The following is a 26,041-nucleotide window of genomic DNA, read 5'->3' on the forward strand; positions in this document are numbered from 1 at the left end:
ACCCGGCGCCCCGGCGCGGCGCCCCGCCTCCGTATCCTGGCCCGATGCTCGAACCCGCACTGCTGCCGACTCCGCTGGTGGACTGCACCGACGAGGTGTTGGCCCGGGCCGGGGTGGAGCTGCGCCTCAAGCGGGACGACCTGCTGCACCCGGCGGTGCCGGGCAACAAGTGGCGCAAGCTCGGGCCCAACCTGGCGGCGGCGGTCGAGCAGGGGCAGACCAGGCTGCTGACCTTCGGCGGTGCCTACTCCACCCATCTGCGCGCGGTCGCGGTGGCGGCCGGCGCGCTCGGGCTGGAGAGCGTCGGGCTGGTCCGCGGCGAGGAACTGGCCGATGCCCCGCGCAACTGGTCGCTGCGGGAGGCCGAGGCGGCCGGCATGCGGCTGGAGTTCCTCTCCCGGACGGCGTACCGGGAGACGGCCGGCCGGTGCGGGGCGGAGGACGCCGTCGCGGCCGAGCTGCAGCGGCGCTGGGGGCCCTGCCTGGTGCTGCCGGAGGGCGGCTCCAACGCCCTGGCGGCGACCGGGGCGGCGGCCGTCCCGGCGGAGCTGCCCGACCTCGGCGGGCGGGACGTGGTCTGCTGCCCGGTCGGCACGGGCGGCACCCTGGCCGGAATCGCGGCCGGCCTGCCGCCGGGCGCGCGGGCGCTCGGGGTGGCGGTGCTGCGCGGAGGCGCCGGCTACCTGGAGGGCGAGGTCGCCCGGCTGCACCGGGACGCCTTCGGGCGGGAGTTCGGCAACTGGCGGATCGACCACGACCACCACGGCGGCGGCTACGGCCGGGTGCCGCCCGGGCTGGCCGCCTTCGCCGAGGGGTTCGAGCAGCGCCACGGCATCGCCCTGGAGCGCCGCTACGTCGCCAAGCTGCTGGCCGCCCTGTACGAGCTGGCCGGGGCCGGGGCCTTTCCGGCGGGCACCCGGCTGACCGCGGTCGTCACCGGTCTGCCGGACCCGCCGGAAGCGGCCTGAGAGCGCGCCTGCCGGGCACGCCCTGTGTCCTGTCCTGTCCGGCCGGGCCCGACCGGGCGCCGCGCGGCGACCGGCCGCCCGGGACCAAGGGCCTGTCTGACAATGCGCTGATGCGACGCGAATCGTCGGACAAGCCCCTAGCCGAAGGTCAGGTCGGCGCAGGGGTCGGTGTCGGCCCCGCGGCTGTTCTCGGCGATGCCGGTGGGCACGCCGCTCGGGGTGGGGGTGGCGCCGGGTGCGGGGCGGGTCGTGGCGGCGGCCGTCGGGCCGGCCGGGGCGTCGGCGGCGTCGAGCCCGGTGGCCGGCGTCGGGTGGTAGTCGCGGCCCAGCGTGACGGTGATCCCCTCGGAGCCCGCCTCCTCGACCAGTCGGGCCCCGGGGAAGAGCGGTGCCAGCTGGTCGGCGACGGCCTTCAGCGCCGGGTCGTACGCGATCTCGGTCTGCAGCCGGCCGCCGTTGGTGGGGCCCAGGGCGACGTTCCGGAAGCCCTTGGCGCGGACCGCCTCCGCGCCCTTGCCGGCCAGCCCGGGGGTGCCGACACCGTTGACCACGGTGATCGGTGCGGCCGTCTGCTCGGGCGAGAGCGGGGTGGGCGAGACGGCGGAGGTGGGCGTGGCCGGGGCGGGGGCGGACGAGGCGTCGCCGACCTGGCCGGTGCTCTGCCCGTCCAGCGTGCGGTCCTCGCGCAGCAGCTTCCAGAGGGTGTCGACGTCCGGGTGGACCAAGGCGACCCGTTCGCCGGAGTAGCGCCAGGGGGTGGTGACGAAGGTGATGTCGGAGAGCTTGATGCTCTGCAGCGACTGGGCGAAGTCCACCAGCTTCATCGCGGTGCCCAGGCCCTCGTCCACGGTCAGCGAGCGGGTGGCCGCGTCGGCCAGCGGGAGCAGGGTCGGCAGCGAGAAGCCGAGGCCCTGGACCTTCCTGATCATCGAGGAGAGGAACGCCTGCTGGCGCTTCATCCGGCCGATGTCGGAGTTGTCGCCGATTCCGTACCGGGCCCGCAGGTAGTCCACCGCGGGCTGCCCGGAGAGCTTCTGCATGCCCTTCTTGAGGTGGATGTTGTGCGAGTTCACGTCGTTGGGGACGCAGGCGTCCACGCCGTTGACGGCCTCGGTCATCGCGGCGACGCCCTTGAAGTCGACCACGATGGTGTGGTCGATCCGCAGGCCGGTCAGCGTCTCGACGGTGTTCTGCGTGCAGGCCGGGTTCCCCTTGGGGAACTCGCCTATGGTGAACGCCGAGTTGAACATCTGGTTCGTCCTGGGCGATGTCCAGCCGCCGTTCGGCAGCCGGCACGACGGGACGGTCACCAGCGCGTCGCGGGGTATGGAGACGCCGACGGCGTGCTTGTGGTCGGCGTAGATGTGCAGCAGCACCGCGGTGTCCGAGTGGCCGACACCCTCCTCGCCGCCGCCGAGGTCGGCGTTGCCGTCGTTGCGGGTGTCCGAGCCGAGGACCAGGACGTTGACCGGCACCGAGGCGCCGGGCGTGACCGGGACGGGGGCCGGCGGCCGTTCGGTGGCGACACCGCCCGCGTCGAAGGTGGTGATGTTGCTGTCCAGCCGGTGGTAGAACCAGGCGCCGGCCCCCGCCACCGACAGCACGAGAACGGCGGCGAGGCCCACGGCGGTCCGTACGATGCGCCGCCGGCGCGAGCTGCTGCTCATCCCCCCGGCCCCCCGTCTTCTGGTGTCGTTCCCTGCACGCACCGGCTCATGGGCAGGCCGGTGCGAATCTCGAACGTTAGACGCTTCGGGGGAGTGTTCGGTTACATCCGATGGCCGGCCAATTGCTCCGGAACGGCCGCCGGGGCCGTGATGCTCCTCACGCCCCCGGGCCGGAGGCGCCCGAGAGCATCCGGCGGAGCAGGTCGCGCAGCGCCGTCCGCTCGTCCGGGCCGAGAGCGGCCAGCGGCTCGCGGGCGAAGTTCAGCGACTCCCGCAGCTCCTCGGAGGCGGCCGAACCGCTCTCGGTGGCGGCGACCAGCTTGACCCGGCGGTCCTGCCGGTCGGCCTCCCGGGTGACGAAGCCGCGCGACTCCAGCCGGTCGACGATGCCGGTGATGTTGGACGGCTCGCAGCTGAGGGTCTGGGCGATGTGGCGCATCGGCATCGGGCCGCGCCGCAGCAGGGCGAGGACCTTGGCCTGGGCGCCGGTGAGCGAGCGGGCGGCGGCGGCCTCCTCGTACTCGCGATGGAAGAGCGCGACCAGGTTGGCCATCAGGTCGACGACCTCACGGGTGATCTCGTCGGGCTCCGGCGCGCCGGACGGGGTCGGCTGGGTGTCCATGCCTCACAGTCTACCTGAACAGTTGACAACATGAACCTTTCATGTCCATCGTTACTTCAGTAAGTCAACCTTTTAGGCGACAAGGAGTACCCCCAGATGGCCGAGCAGGAAGTGCCCGCCACCGCCCGCGAATGGCACCTCGCCGCCCGCCCCCAGGGCTGGCCCGTTCCGACCGACTTCGCCCTGGTCGAGGCGCCGGTCCGGACCCCGGGCCCGGGTGAGATCCTGGTCCGCAACGCCTACCTCTCGGTCGACCCGTACATGCGCGGCCGGATGAACGACGTGAAGTCCTACGTCCCGCCGTTCGAGCTCGGCCGGCCGATGGACGGCGGCGCGGTCGGCTACGTCGTCGCCTCGGAGGCCGAGGGCTTCGCCCCGGGCGACGCCGTGCTGCACGGGCTCGGCTGGCGCGAGTACGCCACCGTCGACGCGACGCAGGCGGTGAAGGTCGACGAGTCCGTGCCGCTCTCCGCCTACCTCGGCGTGCTCGGTATGACCGGCCTCACCGCCTACGCCGGCCTGCTGGCGGTCGGCGGCCTCAAGGAGGGCGACCGGGTCTTCGTCTCCGGCGCGGCCGGCGCCGTCGGCTCGATGGTCGGCCAGATCGCCCGGCTCAAGGGCGCCTCGCTGGTGGTCGGCTCGGCCGGCTCGGCGGAGAAGGTCGCCAAGCTGACCGACGAGTACGGCTTCGACGCCGCGTTCAACTACAAGGACGCCCCGGTCGCCGAGCAGCTCGCCAAGGCCGCCCCGGAGGGCATCGACCTCTACTTCGACAACGTCGGCGGCAGCCACCTGGAGGCCGCGATCGGCGCGCTCGGCGTGCACGGCCGCGCGGTGCTCTGCGGCGCGATCGCGCAGTACAACGAGACCTCCGCGCCGGCCGCCCCGCGCAACCTGGCGCTGGCGATCGGCAAGCGGCTGCGCCTGGAGGGCATGCTGGTGCGCGACCACGCCGCTCTGCAGCCGCAGTTCGTCGCCGAGGTCGGCGGCTGGCTGAAGGAGGGCAGGCTGCGCAACGAGGAGACCGTGGTGGACGGCTTCGAGAACACCGCGGAGGCCTTCCTGGACCTCCTGCGCGGCGTCAACACCGGCAAGATGGTGGTCCGCCTCGACGGCTGACGCCACGTCAACACCACTGCCGCCAGGCCGCCCCGCCGCCCCTCGGGCGTGCGGGGCGGTTTGCGTACCGGGCGCAGGGGATCCGGCCGCGCTACCGCATTGCGGCCGGATCCGAAAGTGCGTCATCCATCGTGCGGGGCGGCGCGGTACGGTGGTCCCGCCTGGCGATGGGGCCGTTCGGGGGAGAGATCCGACCGAGGGGTGGACCTCGTTGAGGATTCGACTAGCATTGAGCGAAAGCCTGTCCGTTTTGCTCAATTTAGTGGCTTAATGTCGGCTAACGTGGGTAACTGTGGATCAACTACAGGCGCGAACGCGAGGCAGCTGGGGAAGGCGACCCTCGTCCACAGCCTGGAGGTCCCGGTGACGACACGTGGAGTCCTGTACGTCCACTCCGCGCCCCGCGCGTTGTGCCCGCACGTCGAATGGGCCGTCGCGGGGGTGCTGGGTGTGCGGGTGAGTCTGGACTGGATCCGCCAGCCGGCCGCGCCCGGACACTGGCGCGCCGAGCTCTCCTGGCAGGGCGAGCCCGGTACGGCCTCGAAGCTCGCCTCCGCCCTGCGCGGCTGGCAGCTGATGCGGTACGAGCTCACCAGCGAGCCCTGCGCCACGGCGGAGGGCGAGCGCTACAGCAGCACGCCCACGCTCGGCATCTTCCACGCCGTCACCGGCATCCACGGCGACATCCTGATCCCCGAGGACCGGCTGCGCGCCGTCCTGCTGCGTGCCCGCAGCGAGGGGGCCGACCTGGAGGCCGAGATCTCCCGGCTGCTCGGCAAGCCCTGGGACGACGAGCTGGAGCCGTTCCGCTACGCGGGCGAGGGCGCCCCGGTGCGCTGGCTGCACCAGGTGGTCTGACCGTGAACGGCGAAGGGGTCCGGCGCTCGTGGCGAGCGCCGGACCCCTCTGCTGTCAGCGGTCTCAGACGGTGCGGAAGGCCAGCACCACGTTGTGGCCGCCGAAGCCGAACGAGTTGTTCAGCGCCGCGATCCGGCCCTCGGGCAGCGGGCGGGGCTCGTCCCGGACGATATCCGCGTCCACGTCGTCGTCCAGGTCCTCGACGTTGATGGTCGGCGGGGCCAGCCGCTTGTACAGGGCCAGCACGGTGGCGACGGTCTCGATGCCGCCGGCGCCGCCCAGCAGGTGGCCGGTCATCGACTTGGTGGCCGAGACGGCGATGTGGTCCAGGTGCTCGCCGAGCTCCTTGCGCAGCGCCTTCAGCTCGGCCGTGTCACCCTGCGGGGTCGAGGTCGCGTGCGCGTTCACGTGCACGATCTCGGCCTTGTCCAGGTCGTTGCGCTCGAACAGGTCGGCCAGCGCGCGGGCCACGCCGGCGCCGGTCGGCTCGGGCTGGGCGATGTGGTGGGCGTCCGAGGACAGGCCCTGGCCGATCGCCTCGCAGTAGATCCGCGCACCGCGCGCCTCGGCGTGCTCGACCGACTCCAGCACGACCACGCCCGCGCCCTCGCCGAGCACGAAGCCGTCACGGCCCTTGTCGTACGGGCGGGAGGCGCGCTGCGGCTCGTCGTTGTTCTTGGACATCGCCATCATGTTGGCGAACGCCACGATCGGCAGCGGGTGGATCGCGGCCTCGGTGCCGCCGGCCACCACGACGTCGGCGCGGCCGGTACGGATCATCTCGATCGCGTAGCCGATCGCCTCGGCGCCGGAGGCACAGGCGGAGACGGGGGTGTGCACACCGGCACGGGCGCCGACCTCCAGACCGACGTTGGCCGCCGGGGAGTTGGGCATCAGCATCGGGACGGTGTGCGGGGAGACCTTGCGGACGCCCTTCTCCTTCAGCACGTCGTACTGGTCGAGCAGGGTGGTGACACCGCCGATGCCGGAGGCGATCACGGCGCCCAGGCGCTCGGGGGCCAGCTTCGACGACTCGTCGGTGGCGGGGGTCTCGTAGCCGGCGTCGGCCCAGGCCTCGCGGGCCGCGATCAGCGCGAACTGCGCCGAGCGGTCCAGCCGGCGGGCGAGCGGGCGGGGGAGGATCTCGCCCGGGTCGACCGCGGTGCGCGCGGCGATCCGGACGGGCAGCTCGGCGGCCCACTCCTCGGTGAGGGCGGCCACACCGGAGCGGCCCGCGACCAGGTTCTCCCAGGTCGTGGCGGCGTCGCCGCCCAGCGGCGTGAAGGCGCCGATACCCGTGACTACCACGGTACGGTTTTCAGCGGTCACTGGATCTTCTTCTCTCACGTTGCGGGGTTTCGGCGGCGGGCCGGGGGGTGGCCGGGGGGTGGGGCCCCGGCCGGGCGCCCGCAGGGGCGTCCGGCCGGAGGGTCGGCCGGCTCGGGGAGCCGGCCGACATCAGGCGTCGAACGAGTCGAACGCTCAGGCGTTGGCGAGGATGTAGTCCACCGCGTCGCCGACGGTCTTCAGGTTCTTGACCTCGTCGTCCGGGATCTTCACGTCGAAGCGCTCCTCGGCGGCCACGACGACCTCGACCATGGAGAGCGAGTCGACGTCCAGGTCGTCGGTGAAGGACTTGTCGAGCTCGACGTCCTCGGTCGGGATGCCGGCGATCTCGTTGACGATCTCAGCGAGACCTTCCAGGACCTCGTCCTTGGTAGCCATACTGGCTGCTCCTCTTCGGTGTTGAATGCGGCCGCCCGGCGGACGGACGCAGGCTTTTGATGGGGGTTGGGGCGAAACGCGCCTAGGGGAGCGTAACGACTGCCGCGGCGTAGACCAGACCCGCCCCGAATCCGATGATCAGCGCGAGGTCGCCGCTGCGTGCCTCGCCGCTCTCCAGCATGCGCTCCATCGCCAGCGGGATGGACGCCGCGGAGGTGTTGCCGGTCTCGGTGATGTCGCGGGCGACCGGCACCGACTCGGGCAGTTTGAGGGCCTTGATCATGGCATCGGTGATGCGCATGTTGGCCTGGTGCGGGATGAACGCACCCAGCTGGTCGGCGGTCACCCCGGCGGCGTCCAGCGCCTGCTGGGCCACCTTGGCCATCTCCCAGACCGCCCAGCGGAAGACCGTCTGGCCCTCCATCCGCAGGGCCGGCCACTTGCTGCGACCGTCGCCATGGGCCTCGCCGACGCCGTTGACGGCGTCCTCCTTGCCGAAGGCGGTGTCCCAGGCCTGGGTCTGCGAGATGACGTCCTTGTGGGAACCGTCCGAGCCCCAGATGACCTTGCCGATGCCGGGCGTGTCGGACGGGCCGACGATCGCGGCGCCGGCGCCGTCACCGAAGATGAACGCGGTCGAGCGGTCCGACTGGTCGGTCAGGTCGCTGAGCCGCTCCACGCCGATCACCAGCACGTACTCGGCGCTGCCGCCGCGGACCATGCCGTCGGCCAGGCCCAGGCCGTAGCCGAAGCCCGCGCAGGCGGCCGAGATGTCGAAGGCCGGGGCGGTGCCGCAGCCCAGCCGCTCGGCGATCTCGGTGGCGATCGCGGGGGTCTGCTTGAGGTGCGAGACGGTCGCGACGATGACGCCGCCGATCCGGTCGGGGTCGATCCCGGCCTGGGCGATGGCCTTTCCGGCGGCCTGCACCGACATCTCGGCGACGGTCTCCTCGGGGCCGGCCCAGCGGCGCTCGGCGATCCCGCTACGGGTGCGGATCCACTCGTCCGAGGAGTCGATCCAGTTCAGCACCTCGGAGTTCGGGATCACCCGCACCGGACGGTAGCCCCCGACACCGTGGATGCGCGAGTACTGCGCACCGGTGACGGGGTTGATCTGGGCCTTGGTCATGCCTGCTGCTCCTGACCGCCGTGCTCCGCGACCAGCTCGCGGGCCTTGTCCAGGTCGGCGGGGGTCTTGAGGGCAAGCGTGGCCACACCCTTGAGGTTGCGCTTGACCAGTCCGGTGAGGGTGCCCGCGGGGGCGAGCTCGATGACGGCGGTCGCGCCCAGCTCCCGCAGGGTCTCCATGCAGAGGTCCCAGCGGACCGGGTTGGAGACCTGCGACACCAGACGGTCCAGCACCTCGGCGCCGGATGCCACGACCTGGCCGTCCTGGTTCGAGACGTAGGCGACCTTCGGGTCCGCGACCGGCAGGGTCGGGGCCAGCTTGGCCAGCCGCTCGACACCGGGCGCCATGTGCGCGGTGTGGAACGCGCCGGCGACCTTGAGCGCGATCAGCCGGGACCCGGCCGGCGGGTCGGCCTGCAGGGCCTCCAGCTGGGCCACCGTGCCGGCCGCGACGATCTGGCCGCCGCCGTTGTTGTTGGCCGCGGTCAGGCCGTGCTCGGCGAGCTTGGCCGAGACGGCCTCCGGCTCGCCGCCGAGGACGGCGATCATGCCGGTCTCGGTGGCCGCGGCGGCCTCGGCCATCGCGAGGCTGCGCTCACGGACAAAGGTGAGTGCGTCATGGGCGGAGAGCACGCCGGCACCGGCGGCGGCGGTGATCTCGCCGACGCTGTGGCCGGCCACGGCGCCGACCAGCGCACGGGCGCGGTCCTCGTCGGGGAACAGCTCTCGGGCGGTCACCAGGCCGGCCGCGACCAGCAGCGGCTGGGCGACGGCGGTGTCCTTGATGTCCTCGGCGGACGCCTGGGTACCGGCGTGCACCAAGTCGAGCCCGGCGACCTCCGACCAGCCGTGGAGGCGGTCGGCGACACCGTCCAGCTCCAGCCAGGGGCTGAGGAAACCGGGGGTCTGGGCACCCTGTCCAGGGGCGACGATTACGAGCACGGTTCAACCCTCTCTCGCCGGACGCCCGGGGGCGGGTAGGCGACGGTAACGAAGAAAAGCATCCGGGATTGTAAGTTCCCTACATCGGGCTCAGCTCGGCTCTCCGGCGGCCGTGAGTCGTCCCAGCGCCAGTGCGATACGCAGCGTGAACGCCGAACGTACGTCGGATGGAGCGTAGCCCGTGACGTCTGTCACACGTCGGAGCCGGTAGCGCACCGTGTTGGGGTGGACGAAGAGCATCCGGGCCGCTCCCTCCAACGAGGAGGCCTGCTCCAGGTAGACACTCAAGGTCTCCAGCAGTGCCGAGCCGGCCTCGTCCAGCGGTGTGTAGATCTCCTCCACCAGCTGACGGCGCGCCGCCTGGTCGCCGGCGAGCGCCCGTTCGGGCAGCAGGTCGTCGGCCAGCACCGGGCGGGGCGCGTCCGGCCACGCGGCGCAGGCCCGCAGGCCGGCCGCGGCGGCGTGCGCCGAGCGGGTCGCCGACAGCAGGTCGGGCACGGTCGGGCCGACCACCACCGGGCCCGGCGCGAACTGGCCGATCAGCGCGCGGGCCGCGTGCACCGGCTCCTTGTCGCCGCCGACCACCACCACCAGGCGCTTGCCCAGCACCCCGGTCAGCACGTGCAGCTTGGCGTACCGGGCGGCCCGGCGGATCGCCTCCACCACCAGCTCGCTGTCGCCGTCCGGGGCGCTGCCCATCACCACCCGGACCTGGCTCGGCTGGCCCCAGCCGAGCGCGGCGGCCCGGGAGAGCACGCCCTCGTCGGCGTCGCCGGAGAGCAGTGAGTTGACGACCAGCGCCTCCAGCCGGGCGTCCCAGGCGCCGCGCGCCTCGGCCGCCTGGGCGTACACCTGGGCGGTGGCGAAGGCGATCTCACGGGCGTAGACCAGCACGGACTCGCGCATGTCGGCCTCGTCGCCGGGGGCGGCCACCTCCTCGATGGCCTCCTCCATCACCTCGATCGTGGTGCGGATCAGCTCGACGGTCTGGCGCAGGGTGATGGCCCGGGTCAGCTCGCGCGGCGCGGTGCCGAAGACGTCGGTGGAGATCGCCTGCGGGGCGTCGGGGTGGCGGTACCACTCGGTGAACGCGGCGATACCGGCCTGGGCGACCAGACCGATCCAGGAGCGGTGCTCCGGCGGCATCCGCCGGTACCAGCCGAGCTGGTCGTCCATCCGCGCGATCGCGGCGGTGGCCAGCTTGCCGGAGGACTTCTCCAGCCGCTTCAGCGTCGCGGCCCGGCGCTCGGCCCGCTCGGCGGCGAGTCTGCGCTCCTGCGCGGTCAGACGCGGCGCAGCGCGGCCGGGCCGGTCGCGGCCGGCCCCGGGGGCCGGGCCCTTCCCGTCCTGGTCGGGCTGGGCGGTGGGATCGCTCTTGGAGTTCGCGGATGCGGCTGGCACAAGGACAAGACTGCCTCACCGGAGTGACTGCTCGTGCACAGCCCCCGGCGGAGCGGCACGGTGGCAGCCGTCACACCGGCTACCGTGGGGCCCGTGACCGACGCCCCCGCCCGCCCCCGCGCCGACCTGCGCCGTACCGCGGAGCGCTTCCTCTCCGCCCCGGCCGAGGGCATCGAGACCAGACACGCGTTCTCCTTCTCCGGCCACTACGACCCGAGGAACACGCACTTCGGCGCGCTGCTCGCGTGCAACGAGGAACGGCTCGCCCCCGGCTCCGGGTTCGACGAGCACAAGCACCGGGACACCGAGATCCTCACCTGGGTGCTGGAGGGCGCGCTGGCCCACCGGGACTCCCACGGCCACGGCGGCGTCGTCCGTCCGGGCATGGTCCAGCACCTGAGCGCGGGCTCCGGCGTCACCCACACCGAACGCAACGTCGGCGGCGCCGAAGGGCCGGTCCGGTTCGTCCAGATGTGGCTCCAGCCGGACGTGTTCGACGCGCCCCCGGCGTACGGGCTGCGCCGGGTGGAACCGGCGGACGGCGGGTTGACACTGCTCGCCTCAGGGCTGGACCGGGACGCCGGCACCGACGCGCTGCGGCTGCGCCGCAGCGACGCCGCGCTCTGGCTGGCCACCGCCGGGCCGTGGCAGCCGCTGCCCGAACTCCCGGCCGCCGCCTGGCGGTACGCGCACCTGACGGCCGGTTCGCTGGGCTACCGCACGGTGCCCGGACCGCAGGGCGGCGGGCGCTCGATGGCGCCCGGCGACAGTGTCCGGATCACCGGCGGGGCCTTCACCGACCCGACGGCCGGCGAGACCGGCGCCGAGCTGCTGCTCTGGGAGATGCACTCGCCGGTCTCGTACGGCTGACAGGCCCTGCTCGGGTGGGGAGTCCGGCTCCTTCTCAGGCGGGGAGGCCGGCCAGCACCGCGTCACTGAGTGCCGGCCAGACCTCCGCGGCCCACGGCCCGAAGTCCCGGTCGGTGAGCGCGACGCAGGCCACGCCGGCCTCGGGGTCCACCCAGAGGAAGGTGCCGGACTGGCCGAAGTGGCCGAAGGTGGCGGGGGAGTTGGCCGTCCCCGTCCAGTGCGGCGCCTTGCCGTCCCGGATCTCGAAGCCGAGGCCCCAGTCGTTCGGCCGGCGGTGGCCGAAGCCCGGCAGCACGCCGCTGGTGCCCGGGAAGGCGACCTCGCGGGTGGCCGCGCGGACGGTGGACGGGTCCAGCAGCTTGGGCGACTGCAACTCGGCCGCGAACAGCGCGAGGTCCGCCACCGTGGAGAGGCCACCGGCCCCGGCGGGGGACTTGTGCGCGGTGTTGATCAGCGTGGAGCGCATGCCGAGCGGCTCGAACACGGCCTCGGCGGCGTACCGGCCGAACTCGATGCCCGAGGCCTGCTGGAGGGTCTGAGCCAGCACGTCGAAGCCGGCGTTGGAGTAGAGCCTGCGGTTGCCCGGCTCGGCCATCACCCGGTGCTCGTCGAAGGCCAGGCCCGAGGTGTGCGCCAGCAGGTGGCGGACGGTGGAGCCCTCCGGCCCGGCCGGGTCGTCCAGTTCGAAGACGCCCTCCTCGACCGCGACCAGCACGGCGTACGAGGTCAGCAGCTTGGTCACCGACGCCAGGGGGAACAGGTGGTCCTGCGGGCCGTGCCCGCCCAGCACCGCGCCGTCCGCACCCCGCACCACGGCCGCCGCGGCGTGGGGCACCGGCCAGGTCTCGATCATCCGCAAGCTCTCCATGCGCCCGACTCTAACGGGACGGTGCGAGCCGGTTGGCGGGACCACCCGGATGGCAGGCTTGCTTGGAGTGCACTCCAACTCATTAGCGTCGTACCGACCCACCACCGCGTGGGCCACCGCACACCACTGGGGGTTCCGGTCATGGCAATGCTCACGCCGATCAAGGTCGATCTGCGGACGTGTTCCGACGTGTTCAACACACCGCTCGGCGAGCCGGACCGCACCCCCCGGCACAGCATCAGCGAAGTGGCGGCGGCCAGCGGACTGACCGCCCACACCCTGCGCTGGTATGAGCGGATCGGCCTGCTCGACCCGGTCGACCGGTCCGCCTCCGGCCAGCGCCGCTACCGCGACGCCGACCTGCACCGGCTGGCCTTCCTGGGCCGGCTGCGGCTGACCGGTATGACGGTGGCCGACATGCTCCGCTACGTCGAACTGGCCCGCCGTGGTGAGCAGACCCTCGAGGACCGGCGCGACCTGCTGGTCGCCCACCGGGACGAGGTCCGGCAGCGGATCGCCGACCTCCACGCCACCCTCGCCGTCATCGACTACAAGATCGATCTCTACGCCGGCAAGATCGCCGACCGCGGCGAACCGGCGGACCGCCCGCAGAGGAAGCAGAGCGCATGAGTCTCCCCACCCTCCCCACCGCCCAGCTCGGCACCGACGGCCCGGTCGTGGGTGTCCAGGGCCTCGGTTGCATGGGCATGAGCGAGTTCTACGGCCCGACCGACACCTCGGAGGCACTCGCCACCCTGGACGCCGCGCTGGAGGGCGGCGTGACCCTGTTCGACACCGCGGACGCCTACGGGTTCGGCCGCAACGAGGAGCTGATCGGCCCCTTCGTCCGCGCCAACCGCGACCGGGTGGTGGTCGCCACCAAGTTCGCCTTCGAGCGGAAGCAGGACGACCCGGCCCACCGCGGCGTCCGCAACGACCCGGCGTACATCCGCGCCGCCGTGGACGCCTCGCTGCGCCGGCTCGGCGTGGACGTGATCGACGTCTACTACATGCACCGCCGCGACCCGGCCGTGCCGATCGCCGAGTCGGTGGGCACGATGGCCGAGCTGGTGGCGGCCGGCAAGGTGCGCCACCTGGGGCTCTCGGAGGTGACCGGCGCCGAGCTGCGCGAGGCGTACGCGGTGCACCCGATCGCGGCCCTGCAGTCCGAGTGGTCGGTCTTCGCCCGGGACGTCGAGCGCTCGGCGGTGCCGGCCGCCGCCGAGCTGGGCGTCGCCTTCGTGCCGTACTCGCCGCTCGGGCGCGGCTTCCTGACCGGCTCCTTCGCCGCCGCCGAGGAGCTGGCCGAGGACGACGTGCGCCGGACGCAGCCCCGGTTCCGCGGGGCCAACGCCGCGGCCAACCTCGTGCTGGTCGAGCCGATCCGGGAGATCGCGGCGGCCCGCGGGATCACCGCCGCCCAGGTGGCGCTCGCCTGGGTGCACCAGCGGGCCGAGGTCCACGGCCTGACCGTCGTGCCGATCCCCGGCACCCGCAGGCGCGGCCGGCTCGCCGAGAACACCGCGGCCGCCACGCTCCGGCTGACCGCCGAGGAGCTGGCCGTGCTGGAGCCGATCTCCGGCCGGGTGGCCGGCGACCGCTACCCGGACATGGCGTTCACCCCGGTCGGCCGCGAATAGCGGCGGCCCCGGGGGCGGCCCGCCGGCCCGCCCCCGGCCGTGGCCCGGTCACGGCCGTGGTCCGCCCCCGGCTGTGGCCCGAACGCGGAAGGGGTTTCCCTCCCGGAGGCAATCTCCCGGTAAAGCTGACAACGAGCGTCAGGGTTTCTGCGATCCTTCCGGCATGAAGGCCGACCGCCTGCTCTCGATCCTGCTGCTGCTCCAGACCCGCGGCCGGGTGTCCGCCACCGAACTGGCGGACCGCCTGGAGGTGTCGGTCCGCACCATCTACCGCGATGTGGAGTCGCTCTCCGCGGCCGGCGTCCCGGTCTACACCGAGCGCGGCCGGCACGGCGGGATCGCGCTGCTGCCCGGCTACCGCACCGACGTCAGCGGCCTCACCGCGGACGAGGCGCGCGCCCTCTTCGTGCTCTCCGCCCAGGGCGCGCACAGCGACCTCGGGCTCGACGGCGCGCTCGGCTCGGCGCTGCGCAAGGTGATGGCCGCGCTGCCCGCCCCGCACCGCCCGGCCGCGGAGCGGATCAGCGAACGCGTCCTGGTCGACCCGGCCCGCTGGCTCCAGCCCGGCGCCCCCGCGGGCCCCGACCTCGGCGAGTTGCAGCACGCCGTCTTCGCCGACCGCCGGCTGCGGCTGCGTTACCGGCACAGCGGCACGCCGGCCCCGGTCGAGTACACCGTCGACCCGTACGGCCTCGTCTCCAAGGCCTCGGTCTGGTACCTGGTGGCCGATCTGCGCGGTGAGCCCCGGCTGTTCCGGGCCGATCGGGTGGTCACCGCCGAGGCCGCCGAGGAGCCGGTGCGCCGCCGCCCGGGGGTCGGGCTGGGCGAGGCCTGGGCGGTGCTGCGCGAGCAGGTCGAGCGGCCGCCGAAGGAGGTGCTGGTGAAGGTCCGGGTGCGGCGCGGTCGGATGGACATCTTCGTCCGGATCCACGGCGCCCGGCTCACCTCGCCCCCGCCGCCCGACGCGGGGACCGGGACCTCCGAGGAGTGGGTGGAGCTGGCGCTGGGGTTCCAGGCGCTGCCGTCGGTCCGCGCCCTGCTCTCCTTCGGCGCGGACGCCGAGGTGCTCTCGCCGCCGGCGGCCCGCCGGGAGCTGGCCCGCGCGGCCGCCGAGGCAGCCCGGCTCTACCGGGACTGACGGCCCGCGGGTCTCACGCGTCAGCGGCGGGGCGGACCACGTCCCGGTAGTGGCCGAGGGAGATGGCCGCGAAGTTGTGCAGGCTGTCGGTGCCCTCGGTGAAGTAGCCGTTGTGGCCGGAGGAGCGGGCCGACGAGATCTGCTCGGCGCCGAAGTCGGCCGAGGTCGGGTCGGCGCCGTGGCCGAGCCCGCCGACCTCCAGGTAGGGCACGTTGCCGATCCAGTCGCTGCCGTTGCGGGTCGCCCAGACGTGGACGCCGGTGCCCAGCTCGGAGGTGCTCTGCACGCCCATGCCGGGGCTGCCGAACACCATCAGGTCGGTGACGCCGGAGGTGTCGGACGGCGAGGCGGCCGCCCGCGGGATGTCGGGGGCGGCGGTGCCGCAGACCACCGAACCGTAGGAGTGGCAGAGCAGGGACGGCGGGACGTCCGGCCGGGTGGTCTCCTTGAGCCCGGCGAGCAGCCGCTCCAGCCGGGGTGCGCCGACGTCGGCGAGCCGGGAGGTGACGGCGTCCGGGCCGAGGCCGGAGGGCGTGACGTAGCCGGTCCAGGCGATCACCGCGGTGCGGGTGCCGGGCGCCTGCCGCCGCTCCTCGGCGTACAGCGCGCGGGCCATCCCGGCGGGGGAGCGCAGTGGTTCGACGGCCTGGTCGAAGTGGCCGAGGTCGGCGTCCGAGCCGGGGACGACGACGGAGATCCGGTCGGCGTCCGCGAGGTCGCCCCAGACCTCGCTGACCAGTCCGCGGCCGCGCGGGTCGAAGGCGAGGACCTGGCGTTCGGGGGCCAGCAGGTGGTCGACGTCGTTGGCCCGGGAGACGGCCAGCGCCCGCAGGTCGGAGTCGAGGTTCCGGTCGGCGGCGCGGGCCCGGGCGCGGTCGCGTTCGGCGGTGAGCGCGATCCGGTTGGCCCGGTAGCGCAGCTCGACCGGGGCGCCGTCGAAGTTGCCGACCACCAGCGGGTAGTCCTGGATCAGCCGGTCCAGCTCGGTGGGCGCCAGCGAGGCGAAGAACTCGGCGGCGGCGGCCGGTGTGGTGGTGGCCGGGTCGGGCAGGCTGCGGCCGAAGGAGTGGTCCTGGACCCAGGCGCTGCTGCCGGCCGGGGGCGTGGAGATCGCCAGCTGTTCGGTGGAGGCGGCGGCCTGGGCCGCGGCGGCGCCGGCATCGGCGAGCACGGCACACCCTGCGAAGGCACCGATCAGTACACGCTTCCACCGCCGACGGCGCATCGCGTCAACTCCCTTGGGGCCCGTGACCGTTCCACGGGCGGGGCCCGGAGGGTGGTACGCCTGCCAACTTCGACTGCTGTTCCCTGCGCAAGCCTAGGGCGCCCGGCGGAATGCCGGGGCGCCTCAAACTGTGGGATGGATCACATGAACCGGAGGTATCCGGCCGGCGTCACGGAGGCCTCAGCGGGCGGTGTCCGCGTCGAACTCCCTGACCAGCCGCTTCGGCGCGGTCAGCCGCCAGGCCTCGGTGAGGAGGTCCCGCAGCTCCTCGGGGTCGACCCGGTCGAGCCGGACGCCTACCCAGCCGTGCCGGCCGACGTACTTGGGGTAGGAGAACACCTCGGGTTCGGCCGCGAGCAGCTCGGTCTGGTCCTCCCGGGAGGCCTTGACGCTGACGGTCTCGCCGTCCGGGGAGCCCATCGCGAAGATCTTCGTACGGACCCTCAGGGTCTCGATCTCCCAGGTGGGCTGCTGCTCGGCCTCGGGCAGGGCGAGTGCCATCGCCCGGAAATCGTCGAACGTCACCATGGCGGCAGCCTAGGGCGTGCCCGCGCGGGTACGCCCCCGCCCCCGGTGCGTGGCGCGTACCGGGGGCGGGGGTCTTCCGGGCGAGCGGCTCCGCCGGCCGGGGAATCCCCGGCCGGCGGAGCGTCGGGGTCTCCGGCGGGAGGGCTCAGAGCAGCGAGTTCCAGGCGTCGCAGGAGCGGTCGCCGGCGATCTGGCGGTCGGGGTGGCCGCTGCCGTCGGAGACCGAGATCCGGCGGTAGTTCTCGCCGTGGAACACCCAGTACTCGCTCTTCCCGTCGACCCGCCGGCAGTCGGGCACCGGCAGGAAGCAGTTCACCGCGGAGACCCCGTTGAGGGAGCCCCACTGGGAGAGCTCGCGGTCGGTGCGCTCGCAGACGTCGGTGTGGGCGGCGCCGTCGGCGATCGAGATCAGCCGGTACTGCTGCTTGCCTCCGGTGGTGTGGAACACCCAGTACCAGCTCTTGCCGCCGACCCGCTGCTGGTCCGGCACCGGGAGGAAGCAGTCCACCCGGCCGACGCCGGCGAGCGACGCCCAGGCCGTCAGGTCGCGGTCCGGGCGCTCCAGCGCGCCGCTGTGGTTGCTGCCGCAGGTGATCGAGACGGCGCGGTACTGCTGCTTGCCTCCGGTGCTGTGGAACACCCAGTACCAGCTCTTGCCGCCGGGGTTCTGCAGGTCGGGCATGGGGAGCGCGCAGTCGATCCGGCCGATGCCCTGGACGCACGCGTGGTCGCCGAGCCGGCCGTCACCCTTGACGGTGCGGTCGGTGTGCGCGGAGCCGTCGGCCACCGAGATCTTCCGGTACCGGTCGCCGTGGCAGGCCCAGAACTGGCTCTGCCCGCCCTTGCGCCACTGGTCCGGCACGGCGACGAAGTCGTCGGCCGGGTACGCCCTGCCGGGCTGCGGGGTGGTCTGGCCGCCCTGCTGGCCCTGCGACTGCCCGGTGAGCCGTCCTTCGGCGAGCGCCTTCAGGGTGCTGATGGACGGTGCGAACGCGTACACCGAGCCCTGCGTCTGGACGAACTGCTGGAAGCTCAGCGGGGTGTGCTTGATCGCGCCGTCCGGGCCGCGGCTCTCGAAGTCGACGTTGTCGGCCTCCTGCGTCACCGGGTCCTTGCCGGGCTGCGGGTTGCGGCCGGGCGGGAAGTCCGGCTCGTCCATCCAGTCGGCCTGGATGAACTCGAACTGCCGTGCGATGTCGGCCTGGTAGCAGACGAAGAGCAGGCCGCGCGGGTCGTCCGGGCCGCCGGGGCCCTCGGCGGCCGGGTCGAACGGGTGCCCGTAGGGGGCGCCGCGCCGCATGATCCGCCGGCCGTCCAGCTCCTTGGCGTCGAAGGGGGGCCGGCTGGGGTCGGGGGCCTGAAGGCCGGCGCGGGGGCTGGTCTTGCGCAGGTGCGAGAAGAGCGGGGTGGCCAGGCCCTCCAGGTCGTCCCGGAAGTCGAAGTCGTTGTCGGAGGAGGCGCTCGGGTTGTTCGGGACGTCCCGGTCCTGGTGCTTGCAGACCGGCGCACCGGAGCGCCAGCGGCCGACCAGCCGGGCGGCCAGCCACTCGGCGGTGGCGGTCTCCGGGACGGCCTTGGCCTGCTTCAGCTCCTTGAGCTTGACCGAGACCTGTGACCACCAGCCGGGGACGTCCTGGGCGAGGCGGCGGACCACCTGGAAGGAGCCGTTGCGCGCCCACTCGGGGAAGTCGGTGAAGCTGCCGGGGGCGGGCTGCTCGCCGACGACGAACTCGCCGGCCGGGATGATCCGGGTGCCGGGGTGGTTCTCGACCTCCTCCTGGTTGTCCGGGTTCGGCCGGTCGAAGAAGCGGACGCCGGGCTCGCTGATGCCGTCCTTGAAGCCGAAGTGCTCCTTGCCGCGGCGGCTGCCGAGCAGGGTCTTCGCGTTCTGCTGGAAGATGATCAGGATTTTGGCCTCGGCGGCGGCCTCGCGCTGGGCGGTGACGGCGGCGGCGAGGTCCGCCTCGGTGTCCGCGGCGATCGTCAGCACCGCGTGCACGGGCTGGTTCTTGCCGTTGCCGAAGAGCCAGTTCTCCGGGGAGTTGTCGCCGGTGTCGCCGAGCGCGCCGGCGCGTTTGGCCGAGCCCTCCTTGAACGCCTCCAGGCCGCTGCCGGGCGGCGGGGCCTTCTCGAACGGGTCGGTGGCGGAGAGCTGGCGCATGCCCTCGTAGGTGAGGCTGACGCCCAGCCAGGTGGCCTTGAGCGTCTTGGGGTCGTCGCCGCCCGAGGACTTCCGGGCGTCGCTGAACGCCTCGTTGAAGTCGGCGACCTGGCGGGTGGTGGCGATCTGCGGGGCCAGCACGCGCAGCCAGCTGCGGGCCCGGGCCGCGTCCTCGAACTTCAGGAACAGCAGCGTGACGTTGTCCTTCTTGAAGCCGGCGACGACGTCGCCCTGGATCTCGTCGCTCGTGCGCAGTCTCAGATCCGTTGCCATGGGGTTCCTCCGGGTGGGGATGGGTGAGGGGGATCAGGCCGAGGAGCTGAGCTGCACCCACTGCGCGACGCTGGGCACGCCCTGGTCGTTGAGCAGGAAGAGCATGTACCAGCCGGGCGGCGCGGCCTTGGCGTCCGGCGGCGCCTGGAGCTCCAGCCGGTTGCCGGCCCGGCTGCTGAGCCGCAGTTCGATGTGGCGCTGGCTGGTGTTGACCGAGTGGGTGGAGGTGGTCGGCGCCAGCAGGACGGCCCTGGACGCGCGCTCCGGGGTCGAGGTGCTGACCAGGAACTTCTTGTCGTAGCCGACGGGTGTGGTGGGGGCCCGGTCGAGCGAGGGGCGGTTGTCCTGGTGGAGGTAGGCGGGCTCGTAGATCTCGATGGTGCCGTTCATGGTGACGGGGCCCGTCGTGCCGGGGATGCCGCTCACCGTGCCGTTGATGTCCGGGTTGTTGGCGAGCTGCTGGAGCTCGTCGCCGGTCACCATGACGCGGCCGTCCGGCAGTACCACGGCGTTGGAGTGGTAGCCGCGCGGCAGCCGCTGGACCGGGCCGAGCTTCCAGTTGCCCTGGGCGTCGCGCAGCTCGATCTGGCGGTACTTGAGGTCGGCGTTCGGGTTGTAGGGGCCGTTGCCGTAGTCGCGGATGTCGTACGCGCCGTTGACGGTCATCAGCTTGCCGTCGGGCAGCAGGATGGTGTCGTCCTGGGTGCGGCCGAACGCCCGCGACTTCTCGGCGGTCCAACTGCCGTTGGAGAAGCGCAGGGTGCTCGGGTTGTCCCGGTCGCCGCCGAGGACCAGCGCGGAGTCCGGGCCGTTCGGGCCGCTCGGCAGCATGACGGCCGAGCCGTAGTTGCGCTTGCGGCCGTCCGGGCGGGCCGCCAGGTCGCTGCGGGATTCGGCGACCGGGTCGAACTTCCACTGCTCGTCGGCCTGGCGGCCGAAGCCGTAGATGTTGCCGTCGTTGAGCGAGAACAGGTGCGGGTAGTCCAGGGTGAACGGGGCGTCGGCCTTGAACCGGTCCACCGGGGTGTTCTTCGGGATCTCGGTCTTGAGCGAGGGCACCGGGTGACCCTTGGCGGGGAAGCGCTCGACCACCGGGGTCGGGGTGCCCCAGCCCAGCTCGGACTGGCCGGACATGATCAGCTGCCGGCCGTCGGCGCCGGTGACCACGGACGGGTACCAGCGGCCCACCGACATGTCCGGGTTCCTGGTCCAGGTCTCGGTCCACGGGTCGAAGATCAGCGAGAGCTTGGCGCCGGTGCCGCCGTTGCCGCCCAGGTTGCCGCCGAAGACGCCGAGCATGCCGTTGGGCAGGAACGAGTGGCCGGAGCAGAAGAACGGGGCGGGGCGGGGCTCGTTCAGCCCGTCCGGCATGTCGACGACCGGCGGGGTGACCTCCTTGAAGGCGTCCTTGCCGTAGCCCTTCGCCGGGTCCCACAGGTAGGCCCGGCCGGCGTTCTCCTTGCCGGTGGTCTGGGTCGGCGCGGGCTCCTTCTCCGGGTTGGTCTCGATCCGCTCGAAGGAGAACACCAGTACCTTGCCGGTCGGCAGCAGTGCGATGTGGTCGCCGAAGTCGGGCGAGGAGAAGTACTGGTTGAACGCGCCGAAGACGGTCGGGTCGAAGCCGGCGTTGGTGGTGGTCTGGGAGTCCGTCAGCGCCTTGAGCCGGTTGGTCCGGGTGGTCTGCGGGTAGTCGCCGATGCCGCGGACGGCCGCCCGCATGCGGGCGTGCTCCTCGGCGTGCTCCTGGCCGAGCGCCGCGACCTCGTCGTCCCGCATCTCGGCCAGTACCCGGGGCGAGGTGACGTGCGGGGCCAGGTCGTCGTCGGCGCCGCCGTGGCCGGGGACCAGGGCGAGGGCCGGCGCGGCGACGGCCAGGACGGTACCGGTGGTCAGCGTGCAGACAAGGGCGGTGGCGACGGCGGACAGCCGGCGGCGGGCCCGCGGCCGGTGCGGCGGCCGCGGTGGGGACAGGGACATGGGACTCCTCGTGAGGGGGAACGTCGGGAGAAGGGCCGGCGGGCGCGGGGTGGACGGGCCGTGGCGGGCGCGGGTGCAGCGGCGGTTGCCGACCGTCACAGGACATCACAGTGCGTGGTGGTTCGCATGCGGATGCCCTGCTTTGGTGGAGCGCGTGTCGCATGCGAACGGGGCGTGGGCCCGAACGGCTCACGCCCCGTCAGTCCCCGTCGGGGGCGGCCTGCTCAGACCACGCCCAGCGCGTACGCGGCGAACAGTGCCGCCGCCGCGCCGGCCACCGCCTTCCAGGTGCGGGAGAACGCCGTCCACGGGCCGTCGAAGCGGCGGGTGAACCACCCGATCGCGACCAGTACGGCGCCGAACAGCGGAAGCAGCGCCAGCCGGGCGGCCACCCAGCCGAGCGAGGCGGGGGCGTCGGTCAGCCCGGGAACCGTGCCCAGGCCGGCCGCTCCGGGCACCGCGACGGCGAGCATCGCGCTCTGGTGCCAGCAGAAGATCGTCATCGCCGAGAGGTTGACCGTCACCACCGGCAGCCAGAGCAGCGGACGGCGCTTCAGCAGCCGGCCGAGCCGCTCGCGCAGCAGCACCGCGGCGCCGCACTGCAGCGCCGCCAGCGCCAGCACCAGCAGGGACGGCGGGTGCGAGTTGGTCCGCTCGGCGCCGGGCACGCCGACCATGCTCGCCGGGTAGTGGAAGACCAGCAGCAGCACGGCGAACAGGGCGCCGCCGCCGAACAGCAGCAGCCGCGCCGCCCGGCGGCCGAGCTGCTCCCGCGCCCAGAGCACGCCCAGCTGATACCCGAAGAGCCAGCCCGGCAGGATGTTCAGCAGCCCGACCCAGGACGGCACCGCCTCGGCCCACGAGCCGTACCGGAGCAGGTCGACGACGGCGACCACGGCGGCCAGGATGCCCGCCGACCAGCCGCGCAGACGCCGGGCGGCGGCGACGCAGAGCGGGGTGAGCGCGGTCAGCCCCAGGTAGACGGCGATGTACCAGAGCGGTTGCACCACCAGCACCGAGCCGGTCCGGACGGTGTCGCCCGGGACGCCGAGCCGCTCCATCAGCGGGATCAGCAGCGCCCACACGGCCGCCACCCCGAGCACCGGGCGCAGCAGCCGTACCGCCCGGCCGCGCAGCCAGCCGGCGTGGCCCAGCCCCTCGGCCCGCGCCCGGTCCAGCGAGCGGACCGAGGAGTGACCGCCCACCAGGAAGAAGACACCGAGCATCTGGAGCACCCAGCTGGCCGGGGCGAGGAAGCCGAGCGAGCTGAGCGGGCTGGCGTTGTGCAGCGCGCCGTCGGCGGAGAGGGTGAAGCCGCCGAGCATCCAGTGCCCGGTCGGCACGGCGAGCAGGGCGAGCGCGCGCAGGCCGTCCAGGGCGCGGTCGCGGGTCGCGGGGGTGCGGGCGTCGACCTGGTCGGCGGCGCGGCGCAGGGCGGTGAGCGGGTGGGCCACGGCGGTGCTCCTTACTGCTGGTCGGGTGGGGTGCCTACGGCGGGTTCAGCGGCCGAGGGCGACGGCGGCGAAGGCCGCGAGCGAGGCGGTGCCGGGGGTGAAGTAGCCGGTGTGGCCGTGGGATCCGGTGGCGGGCAGCGGGCGGGCGCCGAAGCCGGGGGCGGTCGGGTCGGGGCCGTGGCCGAGGCCCAGGAACGAGACGTTGGGCACGTTGCCGATCCAGTCGGAGCCGTTGCGCTCGACGGCCCAGAGCGGCACCCGGGGATCGAGGTCGGCCGCGGAGCCGATGCCCATCCCGGGGGAGCCGAGGACGACCACGCCGGAGGTCTGCCGCGGCCCGAGGCCGGCCAGCCCGCAGACCACCGAGCCGTAGCTGTGGCAGAACACCGTGGCGGGCGCCGCCGGGGCGGTGGAGACGGCGAGCCCGTCGAGCAGCCGGGCCAGCCGCGGCGCCCCGGCGTGGGCGAGCGTCTCGGTGGCGGCGTCCGGGCCGACGCCGACCGGGGTGGTGTAGCCGGCCCAGGCGATCACGGCGGTCTGCCGGCCGGTGGCCTCGTACAGCGCGCGGGCCATCCCGGCCGGGCTGCCGTACGGATCGCCCGGCCGGTCGTAGCTGTGCAGGTCGATGTCGGAGCCGGGCACGATCACGGCCGTCCGGCGGGAGGTGGCGAGGTCGCCGTAGACCTCGGCGACCTGGCCGCGGCCGCGCGGGTCGAAGGCGAGGATCTGCCGGCCGCCGTCGAGCAGGGTGCGGTAGCGCTCGGCGCGGTCGCGGGCGGCGGTGTGGTCCTGCGGGGTGAGTGCCGGGTCGGTGGCGCGGGCCAGTTGGCGTTCGCGCTCCTCGGCCAGCGCCAGCGCGTTGGCCCGGTACCGGAGCGCGACCGGGGCGCCGTCCAGGTTGCCGACCACCAGCGGGTGACGGACGGCCAGCGCGTCCTGCGGGCCGGCCGGCAGCCGGTCGAAGAAGGCGGCCACCTCGGCCGCGGAGGCGGTCGCCGGGTCGGGCAGCCGGAGGCCGAGGGTGGTGTCCGCGGCCCAGGCGGCGCTGCCGGGCGGCGGGCCGATGACCGCCTGCTGGGTGTCGGCGGCCCAGCCGCCCGCGCCCAGGACGGCGGCCAGGGCCACCGCGGCGGCGGCGACCGCCCGCCGGAAGCGGCGGGGCCTGTGGTGGGTGCGCGGCTGCCGCATCTTCGGTGTCTCCCTTGTCCGTTCGGTCTCGACGGAGAGGAAGGTAGAAATGCGACGGCCCCGCGGACGTCACACCGCGGGGCCAACTCCCGGGTACTACCCGGGTATCACCTCCGCCCCGGGCGGAAGGGCGCGCCGGTACCGGGAGGGAGGGGTGGGGAGGTGAGGGAGGGCCGGGGATCGCCGGGCGCCGGTACCGGGCCAGGAGCGCCCTCGGCGGGCGGGCGAGTGGCCGCCCGCGTCACCGGACCGGCGTCACAGACCCGAGTCACCGGACCCGCGTCATCGGACCAGTGCCGGCGCCCGCCGTCACTGACCCGGCGTCACCAGCCCCGACTCGTAGGCGAGGACCACCGCCTGGGCGCGGTCACGCAGGCCGAGTTTGGCGAGGATGCGGCCGATGTGGGTCTTGACGGTCTGCTCGGCGAGCACCAGCCCGGCGGCGATCTCCTGGTTGGAGAGGCCGCGGGCGATCAGCTCCAGCACCTCCGTCTCCCGCGGGGTCAGGCCGTTCAGCCGCAGCTTGGGGTCGCGGCGCTTGGCGGGCTTGGTCCGGGCGAAGTCCTCGATCAGCCGGCGCGTCACCGAGGGGGCGAGCAGCGCCTCGCCGGCCGCGACCACCCGGACGGCGGCGATCAGGTCGGCCGGGGGCGCGTCCTTGAGCAGGAAGCCGCTCGCCCCGGCGCGCAGCGCCTCGTACACGTAGTCGTCCACGTCGAAGGTGGTCAGCATCAGGACCTTGGGGCGGTGCGCGCCGGGGACGGCCGGGTCGAGCAGCCGGCGGGCCGCCTCCAGGCCGTCCATGCCGGGCATCCGGACGTCCATCAGCACCACGTCCGGGTGGGTGCGGCCGCTCACCTCCAGGGCCTGCGCGCCGTCCGCCGCGTCGCCCACGACGTCGATGTCGCTCTGGGCGTTCAGCAGGGCGGCGAACCCCGCCCGCACCATCGCCTGGTCGTCGACGATGATCACGCGGATGGTCATGCGGGTGTCTCCCCGGGGGTGTCGAGCGGCAGGACGGCGGCCACCTTGAAGCCGCCGTCGGGCAGCGGGCCGGTGTCCAGCCTGCCATCCAGCAGCCGGACGCGTTCGCGCATTCCGACCAGTCCCTGGCCGGTGCCCTCGACCGACGCCTCCAGCGACTCGGTGCGCGCGGGCGGGGCGCCGTTCACCACGGTGACCAGCAGGCCCTGGCCGTCGACGGCCAGCGAGACCCAGGTCTGCGCGCCGGGCGCGTGCCGGACGACGTTGGCCAGCGCCTCCTGGACGATCCGGTAGACGGAGAGGTCGACGGCCGGCGGCAACGTGCCGGCCAGCTCCGGCGGCGTGGCGAGCTCGGCCGGCACCCCGGCCCGGCCGACCGTCTCGACCAGCTGACCCAGCTGGCCGACCCCGGGCTGCGGCGCCTTCTCGGCGGTGGACTCCTCGCTGCGCAGCACGCCCAGCAGCCGCCGCATCTCGGCCAGTGACTCGCGGGCGGTGCCGGCGATGGCGCCGAACTCCTCGGCGGCCTCCGGCGTGACGTCGGGTATCCGGTACGGGGCGCTGGCCGCCTGCACGGCGATCACCGACATGTGGTGGGCCACCACGTCGTGCAGCTCACGGGCGATCCGGGCGCGCTCCTCCAGCAGGGTGCGCCGCTCGCGCTCGGCCTCGCTGATGTGCTCCTGCTCGGCGAGCAGGCGTTGGGCCTCCGCCCGTTCCCGCAGGGCTCCGCCGAGCACCAGCACGGCGCCGGTCAGGGCCACCGCCAGCAGGCTGTTGTCGCCACCGAAGCGGCCGGCGGGGGCGAGCGCCGAGAGTACGAGGCTGACGGTGCCGGTGACCAGCCAGACGGAGAGCAGGGTGCGCCGGCGTTCGCGGAGTGCGAGGGGCAGCATCAGGAACAGGTAGCCGACCAGGCCGGTGGCGGGCCAGGGCCAGGGGGCGTGGGTGTCCCGCCCCGTGGTGAGGATCAGCAGGGAGGTCAGCAGGTCGGCGCCGCCGATCATCCACCAGGCGGGCAGCGGGCGGCTCACCGCCAGCAGCAGCGGAACGGTCTGTCCGACGGCGAGCCCCGCGGCCAGCCCGGCGTTGAGCCCGTAGTCGTTGGCGAGGACGTTGATCGCGCTGGGCAGCAGGGAGGAGAGCGCCGCCACCGCGAGGGCGTAGGGCAGGTAGCGGACCCAGCGGCGGGAGGCGTGGGCCAGCAGCGGGGCGTGGTCGGAGGAGGGGCGGGTGAGCGGGGCGAGCAGGGCGGCCAGCCGGCCGCCGCCCCGGGCCGGCCCGGCGGGCGGATCGATCATCCCG

The 26,041-nt window shown here is 73.7% G+C and carries 23 protein-coding genes; 7 read left to right on the forward strand and 16 right to left on the reverse strand.

What is annotated here, in order from left to right:
* Positions 1 to 44: 44 nt before the first annotated feature.
* On the forward strand, positions 45 to 968 hold the full coding sequence (locus tag OG286_RS27130) for a 1-aminocyclopropane-1-carboxylate deaminase/D-cysteine desulfhydrase (protein WP_396319626.1): 924 nt from the start codon (positions 45 to 47) through the stop codon (positions 966 to 968).
* A 137-nt stretch (positions 969 to 1,105) separates the two neighbouring features.
* On the opposite strand, the gene OG286_RS27135 is transcribed toward OG286_RS27130, so the two are convergent.
* Both OG286_RS27135 and OG286_RS27140 read right to left on the reverse strand, forming a co-directional pair.
* Positions 1,106 to 2,635, reverse strand: a complete 1,530-nt coding sequence (locus OG286_RS27135; protein ID WP_405359722.1) for an LCP family protein — start codon at positions 2,633 to 2,635, stop codon at positions 1,106 to 1,108.
* Positions 2,636 to 2,792: 157 nt separating this feature from the next.
* Entirely contained in the window at positions 2,793 to 3,257 is a 465-nt protein-coding gene (locus tag OG286_RS27140; RefSeq protein ID WP_396319624.1) for a MarR family winged helix-turn-helix transcriptional regulator, read from the reverse strand.
* Between the two features lie 96 nt (positions 3,258 to 3,353).
* Here OG286_RS27140 and OG286_RS27145 point away from each other — a divergent pair, with 96 nt between their 5' ends.
* Together OG286_RS27145 and OG286_RS27150 are read left to right on the forward strand one after the other, a co-directional pair.
* A complete protein-coding gene (locus OG286_RS27145) occupies positions 3,354 to 4,376 on the forward strand; it encodes an NADP-dependent oxidoreductase (RefSeq protein ID WP_396319623.1) in 1,023 nt (340 codons plus the stop codon).
* Between the two features lie 363 nt (positions 4,377 to 4,739).
* Positions 4,740 to 5,234 (forward strand): DUF3145 domain-containing protein, encoded by a 495-nt coding sequence (locus OG286_RS27150; RefSeq protein ID WP_396319622.1) that lies wholly within the window; start codon positions 4,740 to 4,742, stop codon positions 5,232 to 5,234.
* Positions 5,235 to 5,297: 63 nt separating this feature from the next.
* On the opposite strand, the gene fabF is transcribed toward OG286_RS27150, so the two are convergent.
* The 5 genes from fabF to OG286_RS27175 all read right to left on the reverse strand — a co-directional run bounded on the left by fabF (position 5,298) and on the right by OG286_RS27175 (position 10,316).
* Entirely contained in the window at positions 5,298 to 6,563 is a 1,266-nt protein-coding gene (gene fabF / locus OG286_RS27155; protein ID WP_396319621.1) for a beta-ketoacyl-ACP synthase II, read from the reverse strand.
* Between the two features lie 153 nt (positions 6,564 to 6,716).
* Positions 6,717 to 6,959: an acyl carrier protein gene (locus OG286_RS27160; RefSeq protein WP_360183576.1), complete on the reverse strand. Its 243-nt coding sequence runs from the start codon at positions 6,957 to 6,959 to the stop codon at positions 6,717 to 6,719.
* Between the two features lie 82 nt (positions 6,960 to 7,041).
* Positions 7,042 to 8,088 (reverse strand): beta-ketoacyl-ACP synthase III, encoded by a 1,047-nt coding sequence (locus OG286_RS27165; RefSeq protein ID WP_396319620.1) that lies wholly within the window; start codon positions 8,086 to 8,088, stop codon positions 7,042 to 7,044.
* Positions 8,085 to 9,029: an ACP S-malonyltransferase gene (locus OG286_RS27170; RefSeq protein WP_396319619.1), complete on the reverse strand. Its 945-nt coding sequence runs from the start codon at positions 9,027 to 9,029 to the stop codon at positions 8,085 to 8,087. Before OG286_RS27170 ends, OG286_RS27165 begins: the two co-directional genes overlap by 4 nt.
* 90 nt (positions 9,030 to 9,119) lie before the next feature.
* A complete protein-coding gene (locus OG286_RS27175) occupies positions 9,120 to 10,316 on the reverse strand; it encodes a PucR family transcriptional regulator (RefSeq protein ID WP_396319662.1) in 1,197 nt (398 codons plus the stop codon).
* Positions 10,317 to 10,523: 207 nt separating this feature from the next.
* On the opposite strand from OG286_RS27175, the gene OG286_RS27180 reads away from it, so the two are divergent.
* The gene (locus tag OG286_RS27180; RefSeq protein WP_396319618.1) at positions 10,524 to 11,300 is read left to right on the forward strand and encodes a pirin family protein; all 777 of its coding nucleotides are present in this window, start codon (positions 10,524 to 10,526) and stop codon (positions 11,298 to 11,300) included.
* 34 nt (positions 11,301 to 11,334) lie between these two features.
* On the opposite strand, the gene OG286_RS27185 is transcribed toward OG286_RS27180, so the two are convergent.
* Entirely contained in the window at positions 11,335 to 12,168 is an 834-nt protein-coding gene (locus OG286_RS27185; protein ID WP_396319617.1) for a serine hydrolase domain-containing protein, read from the reverse strand.
* A gap of 141 nt (positions 12,169 to 12,309) precedes the next feature.
* On the opposite strand from OG286_RS27185, the gene OG286_RS27190 reads away from it, so the two are divergent.
* The 3 genes from OG286_RS27190 to OG286_RS27200 all read left to right on the forward strand — a co-directional run bounded on the left by OG286_RS27190 (position 12,310) and on the right by OG286_RS27200 (position 14,946).
* Positions 12,310 to 12,798, forward strand: coding sequence for a MerR family transcriptional regulator (locus tag OG286_RS27190; protein WP_396319616.1), 489 nt, complete (start codon positions 12,310 to 12,312; stop codon positions 12,796 to 12,798).
* On the forward strand, positions 12,795 to 13,808 hold the full coding sequence (locus OG286_RS27195) for an aldo/keto reductase (protein WP_396319615.1): 1,014 nt from the start codon (positions 12,795 to 12,797) through the stop codon (positions 13,806 to 13,808). The genes OG286_RS27190 and OG286_RS27195 overlap by 4 nt, the downstream gene beginning before the upstream one ends.
* 163 nt (positions 13,809 to 13,971) lie before the next feature.
* The gene (locus tag OG286_RS27200; protein ID WP_396319614.1) at positions 13,972 to 14,946 is read left to right on the forward strand and encodes a helix-turn-helix transcriptional regulator; all 975 of its coding nucleotides are present in this window, start codon (positions 13,972 to 13,974) and stop codon (positions 14,944 to 14,946) included.
* 13 nt (positions 14,947 to 14,959) lie between these two features.
* On the opposite strand, the gene OG286_RS27205 is transcribed toward OG286_RS27200, so the two are convergent.
* The 8 genes from OG286_RS27205 to OG286_RS27240 all read right to left on the reverse strand — a co-directional run bounded on the left by OG286_RS27205 (position 14,960) and on the right by OG286_RS27240 (position 26,037).
* The gene (locus OG286_RS27205; RefSeq protein WP_405365829.1) at positions 14,960 to 16,117 is read right to left on the reverse strand and encodes an alpha/beta hydrolase; all 1,158 of its coding nucleotides are present in this window, start codon (positions 16,115 to 16,117) and stop codon (positions 14,960 to 14,962) included.
* A gap of 234 nt (positions 16,118 to 16,351) precedes the next feature.
* On the reverse strand, positions 16,352 to 16,699 hold the full coding sequence (locus tag OG286_RS27210; RefSeq protein WP_396319612.1) for an MmcQ/YjbR family DNA-binding protein: 348 nt from the start codon (positions 16,697 to 16,699) through the stop codon (positions 16,352 to 16,354).
* A gap of 145 nt (positions 16,700 to 16,844) precedes the next feature.
* Positions 16,845 to 19,133: a Dyp-type peroxidase gene (locus OG286_RS27215; protein ID WP_396319611.1), complete on the reverse strand. Its 2,289-nt coding sequence runs from the start codon at positions 19,131 to 19,133 to the stop codon at positions 16,845 to 16,847.
* A gap of 33 nt (positions 19,134 to 19,166) precedes the next feature.
* Positions 19,167 to 21,110 carry a galactose oxidase-like domain-containing protein gene (locus tag OG286_RS27220; protein ID WP_396319610.1) on the reverse strand — a complete coding sequence of 648 codons (1,944 nt, stop codon included), beginning with the start codon at positions 21,108 to 21,110 and terminating at the stop codon, positions 19,167 to 19,169.
* 224 nt (positions 21,111 to 21,334) lie between these two features.
* Positions 21,335 to 22,564 carry an acyltransferase gene (locus OG286_RS27225; RefSeq protein WP_396319609.1) on the reverse strand — a complete coding sequence of 410 codons (1,230 nt, stop codon included), beginning with the start codon at positions 22,562 to 22,564 and terminating at the stop codon, positions 21,335 to 21,337.
* A 45-nt stretch (positions 22,565 to 22,609) separates the two neighbouring features.
* Entirely contained in the window at positions 22,610 to 23,752 is a 1,143-nt protein-coding gene (locus tag OG286_RS27230; protein ID WP_396319608.1) for an alpha/beta hydrolase, read from the reverse strand.
* 309 nt (positions 23,753 to 24,061) lie between these two features.
* Complete coding sequence (locus tag OG286_RS27235) at positions 24,062 to 24,736, reverse strand: response regulator (protein WP_396319607.1); 675 nt, start codon at positions 24,734 to 24,736, stop codon at positions 24,062 to 24,064.
* Positions 24,733 to 26,037: a sensor histidine kinase gene (locus tag OG286_RS27240; RefSeq protein ID WP_396319606.1), complete on the reverse strand. Its 1,305-nt coding sequence runs from the start codon at positions 26,035 to 26,037 to the stop codon at positions 24,733 to 24,735. Before OG286_RS27240 ends, OG286_RS27235 begins: the two co-directional genes overlap by 4 nt.
* Positions 26,038 to 26,041: the final 4 nt, after the last annotated feature.

This window comes from Kitasatospora sp. NBC_00039 (assembly GCF_045160625.1).
Lineage (GTDB): Bacteria > Actinomycetota > Actinomycetes > Streptomycetales > Streptomycetaceae > Kitasatospora.